Origin of the sequence: Auraticoccus cholistanensis, from assembly GCF_009742705.1 — a bacterium.
GTDB lineage: Bacteria > Actinomycetota > Actinomycetes > Propionibacteriales > Propionibacteriaceae > Auraticoccus > Auraticoccus cholistanensis.
In genome coordinates this window covers 258,765-275,776 of sequence record NZ_WPCU01000004.1, presented here as the reverse complement: position 1 = coordinate 275,776, position 17,012 = coordinate 258,765, and the positions used below count along the sequence as shown (strand labels likewise).

Here is a 17,012-nt window from a genome sequence, read left to right as displayed (position 1 = left end):
TGATTGTCTTTCCAGGGAGTGGTCATGGTGGCGTACACGAAGCCCTGGCTCCCCATCGAGGACCAGGCCGCGAAGCTGGCCGCGCGGGGCATCGAACTCGGCTCTCTCGAGAGTGCCCACGCACTCCTGCGGCTGTCGGCTACTACCGGCTGACGGGTTACCTCTACCCGTTCCGCCAGTCGGAGCCCTGCAAGGACGAAGAGGGACGGACCCGCTCGGCGGGTCCTCAGCGACTACCAGTCGGGAACCACGCTGGAGCACGCCCGCCAAGTCATCGACTTCGACCGACGGCTCAGTATGCTCGTCATGGACGGTGTAGAGCGCATCGAGGTCGCTGTGCGAATGCAGGTCGGCTACGTACTTGGCCGCAGCCCGGTATTCGCGCACGAAGACCCTGGTCTTCACCGACACGTTCACCGCACCGCAGGAAGACCCCAGACCGGAGACGCGGCACCCAGCCAACACGCCGAGTGGCTCCGGCGGGTGCTAGAGCGCCGTGACGGCTCCGACGAAGGGTTCGTGGCACACTTCCGCGACAAGCACGACGGCCAGATGCCGATCTGGGCGCTCACCGAGGTCATGGAGATGGAGCACCTCGCGCGCCTCTACCGCGGACTGCACCAGCAGTACGCGGAGGAGATCGCACGCTCATTCGCTGTTCCGACCAAGACGCTAATGGTCAGCTGGCTGGCCAGCCTGAATTACATGCGCCAAGTTGCCGCACACCAAGCCCGGTTGTTCAACCGCAAGCTGCAATACGCCCCAGGACGTCCGAAGAAGGGGCAACTGCCCCTGCTCGACCATCTCCGCGACGAGGCCACGGCCAAAGGCGTCTTCGGCACCTACAACACGCTCGCCGTCATCGCCTACCTGCTGAGGTCGATCGAGGATGACCCCGGGTGGTGTCGGTGGCTCGTCGACCTGATCGAGGAGTTTCCATCGTCCCACGCACTGTCGCCGGCCTCCATGGGTGTCCCAGAAGACTGGGCCGAGTTCGAGCTATGGTCCAGGAGCTGACCCAGCGCCGATCCGAGACATCGGTCTGCGACCGTACTCGTCCGTGACCTGCGATCTCCAAGCGAGCGAAGTCTCGCGCGGGTCCATACTTTGACGGATTCTGCAGATCGGGGCGGCTTCGTCAAAGTTCCACGCCTGCGGTTCGGCAATCTTGGCTGCATCTCGACAGCCGGGCCGTCGGCGCGTCTTGACCCTGTGGTGGGAACAGGGTCTGGGATGGCTCCGTCCCGGGAACCGGCCGGGAGAGGAGGCGCGCGATGGTCTGGAGCACGCGGGAGCTGGCCGACCTCGCCGGCACGACGGTGAACACGGTGCGCCACTACCACCGGGTGGATCTGCTCGAGGAGCCCGGGCGGATGACCAACGGCTACAAGCAGTACGAGGTCCGCCACCTGGTCCGGCTGCTGCAGATCCGCCGGCTGCGCGACCTCGGGGTGCCGCTGGACCAGATCGAGCAGGTGGGTTCGAGCGGCGACACCGCCACGGCGGCGCTGCGGGCCGTCGACGCCGACCTGGCCGCCAGCATCGAGCGGCTGCAGCGCGCCCGCGCCGAGATCCAGGCCATCCTGCAGGGGTCCACGGTGACCGACCTGCCCGCCGGTTTCGAGGCGCTCGCCTCGCGGCTGTCGCCGTCGGAGCGGTCGCTGATGCTGATCTACTCCCAGCTCTACGACGAGTCGGCCATGGCCGACCTGCGTCAGATGCTGGAGTCCGAGCCCGACGACGTGAGCCAGGAGTTCGACGGGCTCGCCGCCGACGCCGACGAGGCGACGCGGCAGGCGCTCGCCGAGCGGTACGCGGTGACCCTGGCCCAGCACCTGGCCGACTACCCGTGGCTGAGGGACCCGGGCGAGCACCCGTCCAAGGGCGAGCGGGTCACCCGGGAGACCTTCCTGGAGTCGGTGGTCGCGCTGTACAACCCCGCCCAGCTCGACGTGCTGGGCCGGGCCAGCGTGATCGCCAGCGGGCTCGTCGACGGGGACCCGGCACCGCCGGAGCCCGGACGCCGGTGAGCGGTCCGACGCCCGCCGAGGACGTCCTGCTGCTGCTCGCCCACCTCCGGTCGCGATGAGCCCGGGCTGCCGGCCTGGTCCACACGGCTGACACCCTCGGCACGACGAGATCCCGGGGACGAGGAGAGGACACCCGCGTGGCAGCACCGGACCCGACCACCGACGGCGACCTGCCGCCCGCCATGGGCCGACCCGCGCTCGGCGCCCTCCGGGCGGCCGGCATCCGCAGCCTGGACGAGGCCGCGGGCTGGTCCGACGCCGACCTGCTCCGGCTCCACGGCCTCGGGCCCAAGGCGCTGCGCGTGCTCCGCGACGCCCTCGCCGCCCGCGGCGCTCCTCCCCGCTGACCGACCCTCCCCGCTGATCGGCCCTCCCGGCTGACCGACCCTTCCAACTGACCGGCCCCGCGCCGGGACGCTCCCCGTGGGCGCGCGGCGGGTGCGAGCATGAGCCGGTGATCAGCACCGTCCTGCTCGACCTCGACGACACCCTGGTCGACCAGGTCCGCGCCGCCGACGCGGCGGTGGTGGCCTGGGCACCGACCCTCGGCGTGACGGGTGAGCCCGCCGAGCTGGCCCGCCGGTGGGCCGAGCTGAGCGAACCCCACTACCGGCGCTACCAGGCCCGGGAGATCAGCTTCGCCGAGCAGCGCCGGGCCCGGGTCCGTGAGCTGGCCCCGCACCTGGACCTCAGCGACGACGCCGAGGCCGACCGGCGGTTCGCCGGCTACCTGGAGCACTACCGGGCCGGCTGGTGCTGCTTCGACGACGCCGTGCCCACGCTGAGACGGCTGCGGCGGCAGGGGCTGCGGGTCGGCGTGCTCACCAACGGCGACGAGGCGCAGCAGCGGGACAAGCTGGACGTCGTCGGGCTCACCGCCGAGATCGACGTGCTCATCGCCTCCTCCACCCTGCCCTTCGGCAAGCCGCACCCGCTCGCCTTCGCCGCGGCCGTCGAGCGGCTGGGCGTCCGGGCCGAGGAGGTGCTGATGGTGGGCGACTCGCTGGAGAACGACGTCCGCGGGGCGCTGGCCGCCGGGATGTCGGCGGTGCTGCTGGACCGCACCGACGCCCACGCCGGGGTCGACGTCCCCCGCATCCGCGGCCTCGACGAGCTCGAGCTGCCCGAGCAGGGTCCGGCGCGCCGCTGAGACGGTGGGCCGCGGCCGGAACTCCGTCGCGGTGCGGTTCGTGCACTGGATGTTGAAGCATCAACTTCCGAGGAGCCCGCCGTGAGAACCCCCCGCCCCCGCACCCTGCTCGTCGTCGCCGCCGTGGCCGTCGTGGTCGTGCTGGCCGTCGTGCTCGGTCCGATCCTGTACGCCCGCAGCCAGGACGCCGCGCCCGCACCGCTGTCGGTCGACGACCTCGCCACCTCCCCGTCCGCCCCGGAGAGCGTTGATCCGCCGACGCCGGGGAGCGAAACCGCCGGCACCGGGACATCCGACCCGCAGAACCCGGGCACCGGCGACCTGGACGGCCGCTGGACCGTCTCCGACGGCTCCCAGGCCGGGTACCGGGTCGACGAGGTGCTCAACGGCGAGGACGTCACCGTGGTGGGCCGGACCGACGACGTCACCGGCACCGCGGAGGTGGCCGACGGCGCCCTGACCAGCGCCGTGGTCGAGGTGGACGTCGCCACCGTGGCCACCGACTCCGACCGCCGCGACAGCTACTTCACCGGCACCGCGATGCGGGTCTCGGAGCACCCCACCGCCACCTTCAGGCTCACCGAGCCGGTGAGCGTGCCGGCGCTGGGCGAGGAGCCGGTCGAGGTGCAGGCCCGCGGCGAGCTGGAGCTGGTCGGGGTGTCCCGCGAGGTGGTCGCCGACATCCAGGTGGTGCGCGACGGGGAGGCGGTGGCCGCCTCCGGCAGCGTGGACGTCACCTTCGCCAACTGGGGCATCGACGCACCCGACCTGGGCTTCGTCCAGGTCGAGGAGTCCGGCCAGGTCGAGTTCCTGGTCCGGCTGACCCGCTGACCCCTGCGAGCACCGGTGTGCACTTCTGTTCACCTTCTCGCCCCCCTCGCGCAGCCCTCCCTAGCCTCGGCCGCACCCCCACCACCTCCCCAGCGGTGGTGGGGCCCGACGGACGGAGGACCATGCGACACCGCACCACCAGCCCAGCAGCACCACGACGGGCGCGTCGCCTGCCGGTGGTGCTGCTGGCGGCCCTGCTCGCCCTGGCCTCCCTCACCGTGGCCGTGCCGGCCGCGGCCGCGGTCCCGGCGCTGACCAACCCCACCTTCGCCCAGGTCGACGCGAACGGCTTCCCCGTCGGGTGGTCCCGCTGGGCCCCGGCGGGCACGGCGCGGGTGACGGTCCACCAGACGGGTGGGCCCGACGGCGGCCCGGCGCTGGCCATCAGCTCGGTGTCCGGCGCCGACGCCCGGCTGGCGCTCACCCAGCGCCTGCCGGTGGCCGCCGGCACGCCGCGGGAGCTGACCGTCACCGCCCGGGTCCGCGGCGACGGGCTCAGCGGCGGGTTCAGCATGATCCGGGTGCAGGCCTGGGCCGCGGACGGCCGCAACGTGCTGCCGGCGGCCCGCGGGCCCTACCTGAGCGGCACCTTCGACTGGCGCACCTACTCGGCCTCGGTCGTGCTACCCGCCGAGGCGACCCAGATCTCGGTGGAGCCGATGCTGGACCGCGCCGCCGGCACCCTGTGGTTCGCCGACCTGGAGCTGGCCGAGACCGTCGAGGGCCCCACCCTCACCGCCTCGGCCACCGGCACCGGCACCACCGAGCTGTTCTGGTCGCTCGGCGAGCGGGCGCCCCGGGTGGCCCGCTACGCCGTGCACCGGGTGCCGGGCTCGGCCGAGGTCGTGCCCGCACCGGCCAACCTGCTCGACCACGCCCAGGCCGCGACGACGGCCGACGAGGACGTCCTGCCGGGCACCACCTACAGCTACCGGGTGGTCGGTCTCGACGCCGCCGGGCAGCCGGTGGCCAGCACGCCGTCGGCCACGGTCACCACCCCGGAGCAGTTCACCATCCAGCAGCGGGTGGTCACGCTGACCGCCCTGCAGCGCGACGACGGCGCCCACGTCTCCTGGTCGCTGCCGCCGCAGCTGGACCACGGCGGCCTCAGCCTGGTCGTCGGGTCGAGCACCACGCCGCTGCCCGGACGCCGAGGAGCCACCACGCTCGCCGCCGGCCCGGGCACGCTGGTGCGGATGGTCCGCGGCGAGGAGCTGCTGGCCAGCGCGGTGGTCGGTCGTTCGGAGCACCCCCGCGCGGTGATGGACACCGACACCGTGCAGGACGTCCGCGACCGGCTGGCCGCCGGCGACCCCACCGCCACCGGCGCCTGGCAGGCGCTGCTCGACCGGCTGGCGCGCGGTGACGCCGCCTACCCGACCAACGGCAGCGCCGGGCTGTACCGGGGACGCGACGCCGCCTTCGCCTACGTCGTCACCGGGGACCGCGGGTACGCCCAGCAGGCGCACGCGGCGGTGATGTCGGCCGAGGGCTTCGTGGTCGCCCGCGAGATCAACACCGGGCTCGAGCTGGGCCGGGCCAACCTGCTGCTCGCGCCGGTGTACGACTGGGCCTACCAGGGCTGGGACGAGGAGCAGCGCCGGCAGGTGCGCGACCTGATGACCCGTTCGGTCGACCTGCTCTCCACCTACCACCACGACGGCCTCGACGACGTCGAGAAGACCAGCAACTGGGTCGGCGTGGCCCGCACCACCGAGCTGGCGCTGCTGCTGTCGGCCCGCGGCGACGGCGATTTCGGCCTGCACGACCGCCGGATCGCCTACCTGACCGACCAGGTGGCCCAGCACCTCGACCAGGGCTACTCCGGCACCGGCTGGACGCAGGAGGGCTGGGACTACCTGCACTACACCGCGCTGTACATGCTGCCCTCGCTCTACTTCGCCCAGGGGACCGGGCTGCAGGTGCTGGACGAGCACCTGGCCCGGCCCCGGTTCTGGGAGCTGGCGCTGCACGTGGCCTCCAGCCGCGAGGACGGCGACGTGGCCCAGTTCGGGGTCAGCGGCCCCTCCGGCCAGGTCAGCGGCATCTTCCCGCTGCTGTTCCCCCTGACCCCCGGTGGTGCGCTGCCCGCCCTCCAGCACACCTACGACGCCGTGCAGGGGACGGCCGCGCCCTCGCCCCGCTTCGACGACGTCCACTCGCTGTGGTCGGTGCTCTACCACCCCGGCGGCAGCGGTGACCCCGACGAGGCGACCGAGCCCTCCCTGGGGCGGGCGCTGCTGGACGACGAGCCCGGCTTCTTCGCCTTCCGCAACCGCATCGCCGACGCCGACGACACCCTGGTCGTCACCTCCAACCGCGGCACCCAGCACCGCGGCTGGTCGGCGGCGGAGACCTTCTCGCTGTCGTGGATGAGCCACGACACCACCTGGGCCCAGCAGGGCGGCAAGGCCAGCACCGACCCGTCGCTGTGGAGCAAGCCGCTGGTGGACGGCCGGCTGGAGCCGTACCGCAACCAGTACGAGACGGTGACCGGCGCCGGCCGGACCCTCTCCTCGACCGCCTTCGCCGGCCAGGGCGGCGGGCACCTGGAGCTCGACGGCTCGGCCAACTTCGGCGTGGACGTCGCCCGCCGCGAGCAGGTGGTGGACCTGGCCGCCGGTCACCGGGCCGACGCCCTGGTGGTGGTCCACGACCGGTTCGCCGACGACACCTCCCACCGCTGGGACTGGCAGCTGCGGCCCGAGCCGGGGGTCGAGATCGGCGTCCCCGCCGAGCCCGGACCCAACCAGCCGGACTTCACCTTCACCTCCGCCGGCGGCGCCGTGCTCAGCGGGTTCGTGGTGAGCCCGGCGGGGCTGCGCCCCCAGGTGGTCGACGGCGCGCTGCGGCTCTCCACCACCGGCACCAGCGCCGACTTCCGCGTCGTGCTGGCGACCTCCGCCGAGGGTCCGCTGACCTCGACCACCACCGCCGGCGGCGAGCTGGTGGTGGACGGGCGGGTGGTCGACTTCGAGGCGCTGGGCACCGGCGACCCGCTGCCGCTGACCGTGCCCGAGGACGACGCCACCGCCGCCCCGGGCGAGGGCCGGCTCTCCGCCGACGAGGGCTGGGACACCGGTCTCTCCGACGGGTCCTACACCGTCACCATGGACCTGTGGCGGGGCGAGCCGGGCAGCCTGCTGCGGCTCTACGAGAACGGTGCGCTGCTGGCGGCCCGGCGGCTGGACCCGGAGCAGGCCGTGCCGCAGCGGGTGCGGGTGGCGGTGGCCGGACGTCCCGACGGCCGCTACACCTACACCGCCGAGCTGGTGAACGGCGCCGGCCGGACGCCCACCCGCCCGGTCACCGTCGAGGTCGCCGACGCCGCCCCCGGGCGCCCGGACCTGCGCACCGACCACCGTCGCGGCGCCAGCTCCCACACCCTCACCGCGGACCTGTGGTGGGGCACCAACGGGGAGGACTGGCGGCTGCGGGAGGACGGGGTGGTGATCCGCAGCGGACGGCTCACCGCCGACAGCCCCCGCGCCCAGCGGGTGCAGGTCGCCCTGGACGGTCTGGCCCCCGGCCGGCACGTGTACCGCTTCGAGCTGCTCAACGCGGCCGGCGTCACCAGCAGCGAGCCGCTGACGGTCGAGGTGGCAGGCTGAGCCGGGCGGCGGCGGACCCCTTCCCCGCGGCGCCGCCGGCTGGCTTGGATGGGCCCATGATCCCCGCCGAGCGGCAGGCCCGCATCCTGCACGAGCTCGAGCTGCGCGGGACGCTGGCGGTGGCCGACTTCGCCCGCCGCTGGCGGGTCTCGGGGATGACGGTGCGCCGCGACCTGGTGCAGCTCGCCGAGCGGGGTCTGCTCGAGCGGGTGCACGGCGGCGCCGTGGCCGTCCGCCCCCGCGAGCCGCGCTCCCGCAGCCGCGAGCCGGTGGCCACCCTGGGGCTCGTGGTCCCCTCGGCCAGCTACTACTACGCCGACGTGGTCCGCGGGGCCCGGGCCGCCGCCGCCGAGCTGGGGGTCCGGCTGGTGCTGGCGATCTCGGAGTACTCCCCGCGGCTGGAGGTCGAGCAGGTCGACCGGCTGGTGGCCTCCGCCGTCGACGGCCTGCTGGTCACCCCCAGCCTCGACCTGGGCCAGGACACCTCGACCTACCGGGTGCTGGAGCAGGCGCCGGTGCCGGTGGTGGTGGTCGAGCGGCGGGTGGAGGAGGGCGGACCCGAGGTGGTGGTGGGCGGTGTCCGCAGCGACCACCAGCACGGCGGGGCGCTCGCGGTGCACCACCTGGCCGACCTCGGCCACCGTCGGCTGGTGCTGGCCTGGCGGGAGAGCACGACCGCCACCCAGGTCCGCGAGGGGGTGGCCCGGGCGATGGCCGCGCGGTGCCCCGAGGGGCTGCTGGTGGAGGTGCCGATCGCGCTGGCCGGGGTGGCGCCGGAGGAGTCGGCGGCCCGGCTGCAGGCCGTCCTGGACACCGCGCGGGACGTCGCCGCGCAGGCGGTGATGGTGCTCCCCGACGAGGCGGCGATCAGCCTGGTCGGGCTCGCCCAGGACCGGGGCCTGCGGGTGCCGGAGGACCTGTCGGTGGTGGCCTACGACGACGAGGTGGCCGCCCTGGCCGCGATCCCGCTCACGGCCGTCTGCCCGCCGAAGAGCGACGTCGGGGCAGCAGCCGTGCGCGCCTGCCTGGACCTGGTGCGCCACGCCGGCCGGCCCGGCACCACCCTGACCCGCACCACGCTGCTGCCCCGGCTGAACGTCCGCGCCTCCACGGCCCCGCCGTCCCGCTGAGCGCCCCGCGGCCTTCCCGTCGGTGTCCGGGCGGTGACCGGCAGCACCGGTGTGCCGTCGCCTCGGGGGTAGCGACGGCACACCGGGCGCGGCGCACCTCGCGGGTGCGCCGGTCGACGGACCTCCCCCGGCCGGGTCAGCCCGTCGACGTCCTCGGCGACCGGCACCGCCCCGGCGCCGGCACGCCCACGTGCCGGGCCCGGAGGCTGCGCGTCGTGGCAGCAGCCTCCGGGGTCACAGCGACGCGCTGCACGGGCGTGTCCGGCCACCCTGGTGGCTCGGCGTCCGTGCGCGCCCGTACCCGGCCCGGTCGCCCGGGACGGGGGCCTGCTGCCGCGGGGCGGGCCGGCGCGGGCGGGCCGGGCGGCGGCGTCCTGCGCCCCTGGCCGGCTGGCCCGCTCATCGGCAACCCCTCTCCCCACGGTGGTTGGGAAGGACGGTAGCCACGCGACGTTGCAACGACGTTGCGGACGAGCGGGATCAGCCGAGCTCGGCGTCCAGTGCGGCGACGTGGGCCGCGACCTCCGCGGCACGCGGGGAACCGGCGGGCAGGCACTCCAGCGCGCGCTGCCACACCTCCAGGTCGTCGCGGCCGTGCTCGGTGTCGGCGAAGGACAGCAGCGCGTCGGGGTCGTCGCCGGCGAGCAGGGCCGATCGCAGCTGGCGGTGCAGGTCGCGCCGCAGCCGCACCACCGCGGGAGCCTCGGAGTCGGGCAGCACGGGCCCCCGGTAGGCGGCGACGGCGCGCCGCAGCGCGCCGGCGGCCAGGTGCCGGCGCACCCGGCGGACGTCCAGCTCCAGCGACCCCGCCAGCCGGTAGGGCCGCGACCGCAGGGCCAGGTCGCCCAGCACGGTCCGCAGCCGCGACATCTCGGCGCGGATGGTGACGTCGGCCTGCTCCTCCTCGCTGAGCGCCACCGCGAGCTGGCTGGCGGTGAGCCCCTCCGGCGCGGTGGCCACCAGCAGCAGCAGCTCGGAGTGGCGCAGGCTGAGCCGGGTGGTGCTGCTGCCGTGGTGCAGGGTGGCGGCACGGCAGCCCAGGACGTCCAGCCGCGCCGGCCGCGGGCCGGGCCGCGCGGGCGGGCGGCGACCCGGCGGGCTGAGCCGCTCGATCCGCAGCTCCGCCTCCACCGCGGCCACGGTGGCCCACACCAGGCCCAGGCTCTGCGCGCTGGCGACCTCCGGCCCGCCCGTGACGTCCAGCACGCCGAGCACCGCGCCGGTGTCGGGGTCGTGGATCGGGGCCGCCGAGCAGCTCCACGGGGTGACCGGGCGCACCAGGTGCTCGGGCCCCAGCAGCTGCACCGGACGCCCCAGCGCCAGCGCCGTGCCCGGAGCGTTGGTGCCGGCGCTGCACTCGGACCAGTCCGCCCCCGCGACGAAGTTCACCCGCTCGGCCCGCGAGCGCAGGTGCGGGGCGCCCTCGACCCACAGCAGCTGCCCGACGGCGTCGCTCACCGCCACCAGCAGCCCGGCCTCGGTGGCGCTGTCGACCAGCAGCCGGCGGATCACCGGCATCGCGGTGCGCAGCGGGTGGGCGGCCCGGATCTCGGCCAGGGCGTCCTCGTCCAGGCGCAGCGGGGGCAGGTCGCGCTCGGGGTCGAGCCCCTCGGCGATGCTGCGGCGCCACGAGTCCAGCACCACCGGGCGGATCGTCGGGCAGACGGCGCCGGTGGCCAGGAACGCGTCGTGGGCGTCCAGCAGCGCCCGCGCCAGACGCGCGGCGTCCACTCCGGCGGGGACCGCGACGTCGTGACCCATGGGCGCAGGGTACGCGCCCTCTGCGGACTCCGGGCAGGCTGTCTAGACTCCCGGCATGGAGCTGCGGTGTCCCAAGTGCGAGTCCCCGATGCGCCAGTACGAGCGGAGCGGGGTCACCATCGACCAGTGCACCGGCTGCCGCGGGGTGTTCCTCGACCGCGGTGAGCTGGAGCGGCTGGCGGACGCGGAGAGCGCGTACTACGCCGGGCAGGCGACCTACTCCGGGCAGGCGACGCCGCCGCCCGCGGCCGGCTACCGCCCGCCCCAGCAGCAGGCGGCGATGCCGCCGCACGGGCGCTGGGGCAGCCCCGGGTCACCCGACTCCCCCGACCGGTACGGCTCCCCGAACCGGTACGGGCACTCCCGGCACCGCCGCGGCGGCTTCCTGGGCGAGCTCTTCGGCTGAGCCCGGGTCGGCCCGGCCGGTTCAGGCGGGCGCGGCCTCGACGTGGTCGCGCCAGCTGTGCCGGGGCTCGTAGCCCAGCAGCCGGCGTGCCTTGTCGATCGAGAGCAGGGTGTCGTTCGGTCCGGCCGTGGGCCGGTACTCCACCCCCGGGAAGACCTCCTGCACGAGCTCGGCGTTGGGCCGGCTCATCACCGTGTCGGCGTTGGCGACGACGTAGCGCTCGAACCCCTGCGGCGCACGCCGCAGCGCGCACTCCACGGCGTGCGCGCCGTCCCGGGCGTCGATGTAGCCCCACAGGTTCCAGCTGCGGGCCCGGGCGTCGGCGTCGAAGGCCGGGAAGGCGGCGTAGTCCGCCGGCTCCATCACGTTGGAGAAGCGGAAGGCGCTGATCGAGAGCTCGGGGTACCACCGGCAGAGCTCCACCGCCATGGTCTCCTCCAGGTGCTTGACCAGCGAGTACACCGACTCGGGCCGGGCCGGGTACTCCTCGTCGACCGGGATGTAGGGCGGCGGCGTGTCGAAGGGCAGCCCCAGCACCGTCTCGCTGGAGGCGTAGACGATCTTCGTGATGCCCAGCCGGACGGCGGCCCAGAACACGTTGAAGGTGCCCACCAGGTTGTGGCTGAAGGTGGCGGCGTCGGTGGCCAGCCCGGGCGCGGGGATGGCTGCCAGGTGCACCAGCGCCTCCACCGGCTCGCTCCGGTTCACCCCGGCCAGCGCGTCCACCACCTGCCCGAGGTCGGTGATGTCGACCGGCAGGTAGCCGGGCCCGCGGGCGCCCTGGCGGTCGAGGTTGACCACCTCGTGCCCGTTCCGCTGCAGCTCGCGGACGACCGTCCGCCCGAGCTTGCCCGACCCTCCGGTGACCGCGATGCGCATGCCAGGAGTCTGCCCCACCCCGGCGGGGCGCCCGACCCCGACCGTGATCAACCAGACGGTTGACAACCAGGCGATGTGGTGGTGTGATCAACCCATCGGTTGATCACGACGGAGGAGCAGGGTGGACGAGACGGCGGATCAGCAGCTCGACCGGGCCTTCCTGGCCCTGGCCGACCCGGTGCGCCGGGCGGTGGTGGCCCGCCTGAGCAGGGGCCCGGCCACGGTCAACGAGCTGGCCGAGCTGTTCCCGATCACCAAGCAGGCGACGTCGAAGCACATCGCCGTGCTCGAGCGGGCGGGGCTGGTGACCCGCACCCGCGAGGCGCAACGACGTCCGGTCCACCTCGCGCCCGCCCGGCTCGAGCAGCTCACCGCCTGGATCGACCGCTACCGCCTCGTCGCCGAGGCCCGCTACCGCTCGCTCGACGACGTCCTGGCCTCGATGGCCGAGGAGGACCGGGACGGGCCGGCACAGCACCCCCCGCACGACGACACGCAGCACGACGACACGCAGCACGACGACACGCAGCACGACGACAGCGACCACAACCACACCGAGCAGGAGGACCAGACATGACCAACCCCGTGACCATCTCCGCCCCCGAGGGCCTGCCCTTCATCGACATCGTGCGCGAGTTCGAGGCGCCGGTGGAGAAGGTGTTCCAGGCCCACGCCGACCCCGAGCTGTACGCCCGCTGGATCGGCCCCCACGGCTACGAGACGGACCTGCAGCGCCACGACTTCACCACCGGGGGCGGCTACCGCTTCGTCCAGCGCACCCCGACGGGCGAGGAGTACGCCTTCAACGGCGTCTTCCACGTCGTCCGCCGCGACGAGCTGGCCGTGCAGACCTTCGAGTTCGAGGGCGCTCCCGACCAGATCAGCCTGGAGTACCTCACCTTCGAGCGGCTCGAGGGAGGGCGGACCCGTCTCGTCGGCCACGCCGTCTACCCCAGCGTCGAGACCCGCGACGCGATGGTGGCCAGCGGCATGCAGACCGGTGTCGAGGAGGGCTACCAGCGCCTGGACGACATCCTCGACGCCGGCTGACCACGCACCGGACGACCACACCACAAGGAAGGAGACTCCCGTGGACTGGACCCTCGAGGTCGTCGTCGTCCCCGTCAGCGACGTGGACCGGGCGATCGAGTTCTACCGCGACCGGGTCGGGTTCGCTCTCGACCACGACACCCGGGCCGGGGAGCACCGCTTCGCCCAGCTGACGCCCACCGGCTCCGGCTGCTCGATCGTCGTCGGCACCCTGCCCGCCCAGCAGGAGATGGCTCCGGGCTCGCTGCGCGGGCTGCAGCTCTGCGTGGCCGACGCCGGGGCCGCGCGCGCCGAGCTGCTGTCCCGCGGCGTCGAGGCGGGCGAGGTCGTCGTCCTCGACGAGCGCGACGGCGGCACCTTCTTCGGCTTCAGCGACCCCGACGGCAACACCTGGGCCGTGCAGCAGCTGCGGGTCCGGGGCGAGAAGCCGCTGATCCCGCACGAGCACCGCATCGGCTCCGGAGGGAGCTGAGCCAGCAGCACAGGGGGCGGACCGGGCACCCACCAGGGCTCTCCCTGGCGGGTGCCCGGCCGGGCCCGCCCCGGTCCTAGGGTGGGCCGTGTGTGGATCGGCTGGATCGAGTTCGACCTGCTGCTCGGCGACGTGCACTCCCTGAAGGAGAAGCGCTCGGTGGTGCGGCCGCTGGTGGCCGAGCTCCGGCGGCGCTTCGAGCTGTCGGTGGCCGAGTGCGGCCACCTGGACCTGCACCGGCGGGCCGCGGTGGGGGCCAGCGTGGTCGCCGCCGACCGGGCCCACGTGGTGGACGTGCTGGACCGGGTCGAGCGGGCGGTGGCCGGACGTCCGGAGGTCGAGCTGCTGTCGGCCCACCGCGGGCTGCACTCCAGCGACGACTGAGGCCGCTTAGGTGAGCCTGCGCTCAGGCTTCTGAGTCTTCCCTGACCGCGGGGGTGCGGTCGTAGCGTGGCGAGCAGGACGCACCACGACCAGGAGGCACCATGACCGTCACCGACCTCCCACCCGTGCACGAGTGCACCGTGGAGGGCTGCTCCTACAACCACGACACCGCCTGCCACGCCGGTGCCATCAGCGTCACCGGGGCCAACGCCGGCTGCGGGACCTTCATCCAGCTCGGCACCGACGGCGGGCTCACCCAGAACGTGGCCTTCGTCGGGGCCTGCCACCGCGCCGACTGCATCCACAACCAGGACCTGGAGTGCCACGCGGAGTTCATCCGGGTGGGCGCCGGGGCCGACCCGGCCGACTGCCTCACCTTCCAGCGCGCCTGACCGGACCGGGAACCGTCGGACGCGGGGCCCGTCCGCCGGGCCGGACCCGGTCGCGCCCTGGATAGGGTGAGGGCGTGCGCACCCCGTCCAGTCCGGCGGAGGTCTTCCCCGGCCACGCCCTGCCGGGCCGGCGCCGGTGAGCCCGCTGCTGCTGGTCCTGGACCTGGCCGGCATCTTCGTGTTCTCGCTGTCCGGCGGGCTGGCCGGCGTGCGGAACCGGCTGGACGTCTTCGGGGTGCTGGTGCTGGCCGCCCTCACCGGGCTGGGCGGCGGGATCCTGCGCGACCTGCTGATCGGCGCGGTGCCGCCGGCGTCGCTGGCCGACTGGCGCTACCTGGTGGTGCCCGTCGTGGCCGGGCTGGTCGCCTTCCGCTTCCACCCGCGGCTGAGCCGCATCGAGCGGCACATCGCCCGCTTCGACGCCCTCGGGCTCGGGCTGTTCTGCGTCACCGGGGCGGTCAAGGCGCTGCAGTTCGGCCTCAACCCCTTCGCCGCCGCCCTGCTGGGGATGCTGACCGGGGTGGGCGGGGGCGTGCTGCGTGACCTGATGGCCGGGCGCACCCCGCTGGTGCTCCGCGAGGAGATCTACGCCCTGGCGGCGCTGGCCGGCGCGAGCGTCGCCGTGGTCGCCTGGGCGGGCGGCTGGTACGCCCCCTGGGTGGCGGTGCTGGCCGCCGCGGTGTGCATCGTCATCCGGCTGCTGGCCCTCCACCACCACTGGCAGATGCCGCACGCGGGCAACCTCGACTGACGCGCCCCGGGCAGCCGCGTGGCCTAGCGTGGACGGCATGGACACCGACGTGCTGGTGGTGGGCGCCGGCCCCACCGGTCTGGCGCTCGCGACCTGGCTGGCCCGGCTCGGGGTGGACCACCTGCTGGTCGACGACGGGGACGGCCCCACCCGGGAGTCGCGGGCCATCGTCGTGCAGGCGCGCTCGATGGAGCACTACGCCCAGCTGGGCATGATCGACGCCGTCCGGGACCGGACGACGTGGGTGTCGGGTCTGCGTCCCGGGTGGGGTCGCCGCCCCGCCCCGGGGGTGGTGCCGCTGGCGCGGCTGATGCGCTCGCAGTCCCCGTTCCCGGGCGCGCACGTGCTCGAGCAGTCGGCGAACGAGGCGCTGCTGGTGCAGCGGCTGACCGAGCTGGGATCGGGGGTGCGCTGGGGCCACCGGCTGCTGTCGCTGACCGACCGCGGCGACGCGGTGACCGCGGAGCTGGCCGGACCCGACGGGCCGCGGAGCGTCACCGCGCGCTGGTGCGTGGGCGCCGACGGCAGCGGGTCGCTGGTGCGGCGGGAGGCCGGGATCGAGTTCGTCGGGCACACCGCACCGCAGACCTTCTTCGTGGCCGACGCCGACGTGGTGACCGGGCTGGAGGACGGCCGGATCACGTTGCGCTCGGGCACCGACCGGTTCCTGCTCACCTTCCCGCTGGGACCGGGCCGGCACCGGGTGATCGGGCTGGTCGGCGACGGCGACGAACCGGGACCGGAGCGGGCCCGCGCCGACCTGGCCGAGCACTTCGCCGTCGAGCTCGGCGAGGTTCGCTGGTTCTCCTCCTACCGGGTGCACCACCGGCTGGCCGAGCGGTTCCGCGCGGGCCGGGTGCTGCTGGCCGGGGACGCCGCGCACGTGCACTCCCCCGTGGGCGGGCAGGGCATGAACACCGGGCTGCAGGACGCCGCCAACCTGGCGGTGAAGCTCGCCGCCGTGCTCCGCGGGGACGCCGGCGAGGAGCACCTCGACCACTACGAGCAGGAGCGCCGGCCGGTCGCGCAGCGGCTGGTCCGCACCACCGACGCCGTCTTCAGCCGGGTGGTCTCGCAGACGCCGGCCGCGGTGCTGACCCGCCGGGTGCTGGTGCCCTGGCTCGCCCCGGTGGCCTCGGTCGTCGTCGGCCGGCTCCCCCTCGGGCGCCGGATGGCGGGCTACGTCGGCCAGCTGCGCATCCACTACTGGATGTCCCCCCAGGCGCGGGCCCGCAGCGGCGGGCGGCGCGACCCGGTGGTCGGACGTCGGCTGCCCTGGACCGGGGCCAACCACGAGGTGCTGGACCACCTCAGCTGGCAGGTCCACGGGTACGGGCCCGTCCTGCCCGAGCTGACCGGCCTGCCGCGCCTCGTCACCGAGGCGCACCGGTTCGACCCGCGCCCCGACCTGGGTCTGGCACCCGGCCGCTGGTTCCTGGTGCGTCCCGACGGCTTCGTGGCCGCCGCGGCCGAACCGGACCGGGTCGGAGTTCACCCGCACCCTGCGCGAGCTGGGCTTCACCGCGTCCGTCCTCGAACCGCGCTGACCCCCGCCCCCGCCTCCCTCCACCGCCTCACAGCCGTCCCCCACCCTCATAGCCGCCCGCGCCCGACTTCACAGCCGTCCCCTCACCTTCACAGCCGCCCCCGCCCCGCTCCACAGCCACCCGCTCACCTTCACAGCCGTTGCAGCGGCTGTGAGGCGCACATACCGGCTGTGAACCCCCCCGGACCGCACCCAGCCAGGACCGGCGCACACCAGCTCGCCCTCACAGCCGTCCCAGCGACTTCACAGCCGCCCCCGCCCAGCTCCACAGCCGTCCGCTCACCTTCACAGCCGTTGCAGCGGCTGTGAGGCGCACCCACCGGCTGTGAACCCCGACGGACCGGACCCGAGCCAGGACCGGCGCACACCAGCTCGCCTCACAGCCGTCTCAGCGACTTCACAGCCGTTGCAGCGGCTGTGAAGCGTGCGGACGGGCTGTGAAGCGGGGGTGGGGCGGACCCGTGGGGCGGACGGGTCGTGGAGCGGGGGTGGGCCCGTGGGGCGGACGGGCTGTGAAGCGTGCGGACGGGCTCTGAAGCGGGGGTGGGGGCGGGCCGGGTGGGGCGGGCCGGTCGCGGTGGCGCAGCGGCGGCGGAGGTGGGCGGAGGGCGGGGCGTTA

The 17,012-nt window shown here is 74.6% G+C and carries 16 protein-coding genes and 1 pseudogene; 15 read left to right on the top strand and 2 right to left on the bottom strand.

Going from position 1 to position 17,012, the window contains the following annotated elements; genetic code table 11:
• Positions 1-240: 240 nt before the first annotated feature.
• The 7 genes and pseudogenes from GC722_RS03775 to GC722_RS03745 all read left to right on the top strand — a co-directional run.
• Positions 241-1,017, top strand: a pseudogene (locus GC722_RS03775) (Abi family protein); the annotation flags it as partial.
• 257 nt (positions 1,018-1,274) lie between these two features.
• Positions 1,275-2,030 carry a MerR family transcriptional regulator gene (locus GC722_RS03770; protein WP_156608094.1) on the top strand — a complete coding sequence of 252 codons (756 nt, stop codon included), beginning with the start codon at positions 1,275-1,277 and terminating at the stop codon, positions 2,028-2,030.
• Between the two features lie 137 nt (positions 2,031-2,167).
• A complete protein-coding gene (locus GC722_RS03765; RefSeq protein ID WP_156608093.1) occupies positions 2,168-2,377 on the top strand; it encodes a helix-hairpin-helix domain-containing protein in 210 nt (69 codons plus the stop codon).
• 107 nt (positions 2,378-2,484) lie between these two features.
• The gene (locus GC722_RS03760) at positions 2,485-3,180 is read left to right on the top strand and encodes an HAD family hydrolase (RefSeq protein ID WP_197429758.1); all 696 of its coding nucleotides are present in this window, start codon (positions 2,485-2,487) and stop codon (positions 3,178-3,180) included.
• Between the two features lie 81 nt (positions 3,181-3,261).
• A complete protein-coding gene (locus GC722_RS03755; RefSeq protein ID WP_331714356.1) occupies positions 3,262-4,011 on the top strand; it encodes a YceI family protein in 750 nt (249 codons plus the stop codon).
• A 122-nt stretch (positions 4,012-4,133) separates the two neighbouring features.
• Positions 4,134-7,622 (top strand): hypothetical protein, encoded by a 3,489-nt coding sequence (locus tag GC722_RS03750; RefSeq protein ID WP_156608089.1) that lies wholly within the window; start codon positions 4,134-4,136, stop codon positions 7,620-7,622.
• 56 nt (positions 7,623-7,678) lie between these two features.
• Positions 7,679-8,752, top strand: coding sequence for a substrate-binding domain-containing protein (locus GC722_RS03745; RefSeq protein WP_156608087.1), 1,074 nt, complete (start codon positions 7,679-7,681; stop codon positions 8,750-8,752).
• Between the two features lie 480 nt (positions 8,753-9,232).
• On the opposite strand, the gene GC722_RS03740 is transcribed toward GC722_RS03745, so the two are convergent.
• Positions 9,233-10,513, bottom strand: a complete 1,281-nt coding sequence (locus tag GC722_RS03740) for a sigma-54-dependent transcriptional regulator family protein (RefSeq protein WP_156608085.1) — start codon at positions 10,511-10,513, stop codon at positions 9,233-9,235.
• Positions 10,514-10,568: 55 nt separating this feature from the next.
• Between GC722_RS03740 and GC722_RS03735 the strand changes: the two genes are divergently transcribed.
• A complete protein-coding gene (locus tag GC722_RS03735) occupies positions 10,569-10,919 on the top strand; it encodes a TFIIB-type zinc ribbon-containing protein (RefSeq protein ID WP_156608083.1) in 351 nt (116 codons plus the stop codon).
• Between the two features lie 21 nt (positions 10,920-10,940).
• Here the strand turns inward: GC722_RS03735 and GC722_RS03730 are convergent, their stop codons facing one another.
• Positions 10,941-11,798, bottom strand: coding sequence for an NAD-dependent epimerase/dehydratase family protein (locus GC722_RS03730; RefSeq protein WP_156608081.1), 858 nt, complete (start codon positions 11,796-11,798; stop codon positions 10,941-10,943).
• Positions 11,799-11,919: 121 nt separating this feature from the next.
• Between GC722_RS03730 and GC722_RS03725 the strand changes: the two genes are divergently transcribed.
• The 7 genes from GC722_RS03725 to GC722_RS03695 all read left to right on the top strand — a co-directional run bounded on the left by GC722_RS03725 (position 11,920) and on the right by GC722_RS03695 (position 16,702).
• Positions 11,920-12,375: an ArsR/SmtB family transcription factor gene (locus GC722_RS03725; RefSeq protein WP_331714355.1), complete on the top strand. Its 456-nt coding sequence runs from the start codon at positions 11,920-11,922 to the stop codon at positions 12,373-12,375.
• Positions 12,372-12,848 (top strand): SRPBCC family protein, encoded by a 477-nt coding sequence (locus GC722_RS03720; RefSeq protein WP_156608079.1) that lies wholly within the window; start codon positions 12,372-12,374, stop codon positions 12,846-12,848. Before GC722_RS03725 ends, GC722_RS03720 begins: the two co-directional genes overlap by 4 nt.
• Before the next feature lie 40 nt (positions 12,849-12,888).
• Positions 12,889-13,320, top strand: coding sequence for a VOC family protein (locus tag GC722_RS03715; protein ID WP_331714354.1), 432 nt, complete (start codon positions 12,889-12,891; stop codon positions 13,318-13,320).
• A 90-nt stretch (positions 13,321-13,410) separates the two neighbouring features.
• Positions 13,411-13,704: a DUF503 domain-containing protein gene (locus GC722_RS03710; protein WP_331714353.1), complete on the top strand. Its 294-nt coding sequence runs from the start codon at positions 13,411-13,413 to the stop codon at positions 13,702-13,704.
• 101 nt (positions 13,705-13,805) lie between these two features.
• The gene (locus GC722_RS03705) at positions 13,806-14,096 is read left to right on the top strand and encodes a DUF1540 domain-containing protein (protein WP_156608077.1); all 291 of its coding nucleotides are present in this window, start codon (positions 13,806-13,808) and stop codon (positions 14,094-14,096) included.
• 136 nt (positions 14,097-14,232) lie between these two features.
• The gene (locus tag GC722_RS03700) at positions 14,233-14,847 is read left to right on the top strand and encodes a trimeric intracellular cation channel family protein (RefSeq protein WP_331714352.1); all 615 of its coding nucleotides are present in this window, start codon (positions 14,233-14,235) and stop codon (positions 14,845-14,847) included.
• Positions 14,848-14,884: 37 nt separating this feature from the next.
• Complete coding sequence (locus tag GC722_RS03695) at positions 14,885-16,702, top strand: FAD-dependent monooxygenase (protein WP_156608075.1); 1,818 nt, start codon at positions 14,885-14,887, stop codon at positions 16,700-16,702.
• Positions 16,703-17,012 lie beyond the last annotated feature (310 nt).

Excerpts from the sequence above, each read along its gene's own strand:
- GC722_RS03705 (WP_156608077.1), top strand. The coding sequence starts at position 13,806 with ATGACCGTCACCGACCTCCCACCCGTGCACGAGTGCACCGTGGAGGGC.
- GC722_RS03720 (WP_156608079.1), top strand. The coding sequence starts at position 12,372 with ATGACCAACCCCGTGACCATCTCCGCCCCCGAGGGCCTGCCCTTCATC.
- GC722_RS03750 (WP_156608089.1), top strand. The coding sequence starts at position 4,134 with ATGCGACACCGCACCACCAGCCCAGCAGCACCACGACGGGCGCGTCGC.
- GC722_RS03695 (WP_156608075.1), top strand. The coding sequence starts at position 14,885 with ATGGACACCGACGTGCTGGTGGTGGGCGCCGGCCCCACCGGTCTGGCG.
- GC722_RS03735 (WP_156608083.1), top strand. The coding sequence starts at position 10,569 with ATGGAGCTGCGGTGTCCCAAGTGCGAGTCCCCGATGCGCCAGTACGAG.
- GC722_RS03770 (WP_156608094.1), top strand. The coding sequence starts at position 1,275 with ATGGTCTGGAGCACGCGGGAGCTGGCCGACCTCGCCGGCACGACGGTG.
- GC722_RS03740 (WP_156608085.1), bottom strand. The coding sequence starts at position 10,513 with ATGGGTCACGACGTCGCGGTCCCCGCCGGAGTGGACGCCGCGCGTCTG.
- GC722_RS03745 (WP_156608087.1), top strand. The coding sequence starts at position 7,679 with ATGATCCCCGCCGAGCGGCAGGCCCGCATCCTGCACGAGCTCGAGCTG.
- GC722_RS03730 (WP_156608081.1), bottom strand. The coding sequence starts at position 11,798 with ATGCGCATCGCGGTCACCGGAGGGTCGGGCAAGCTCGGGCGGACGGTC.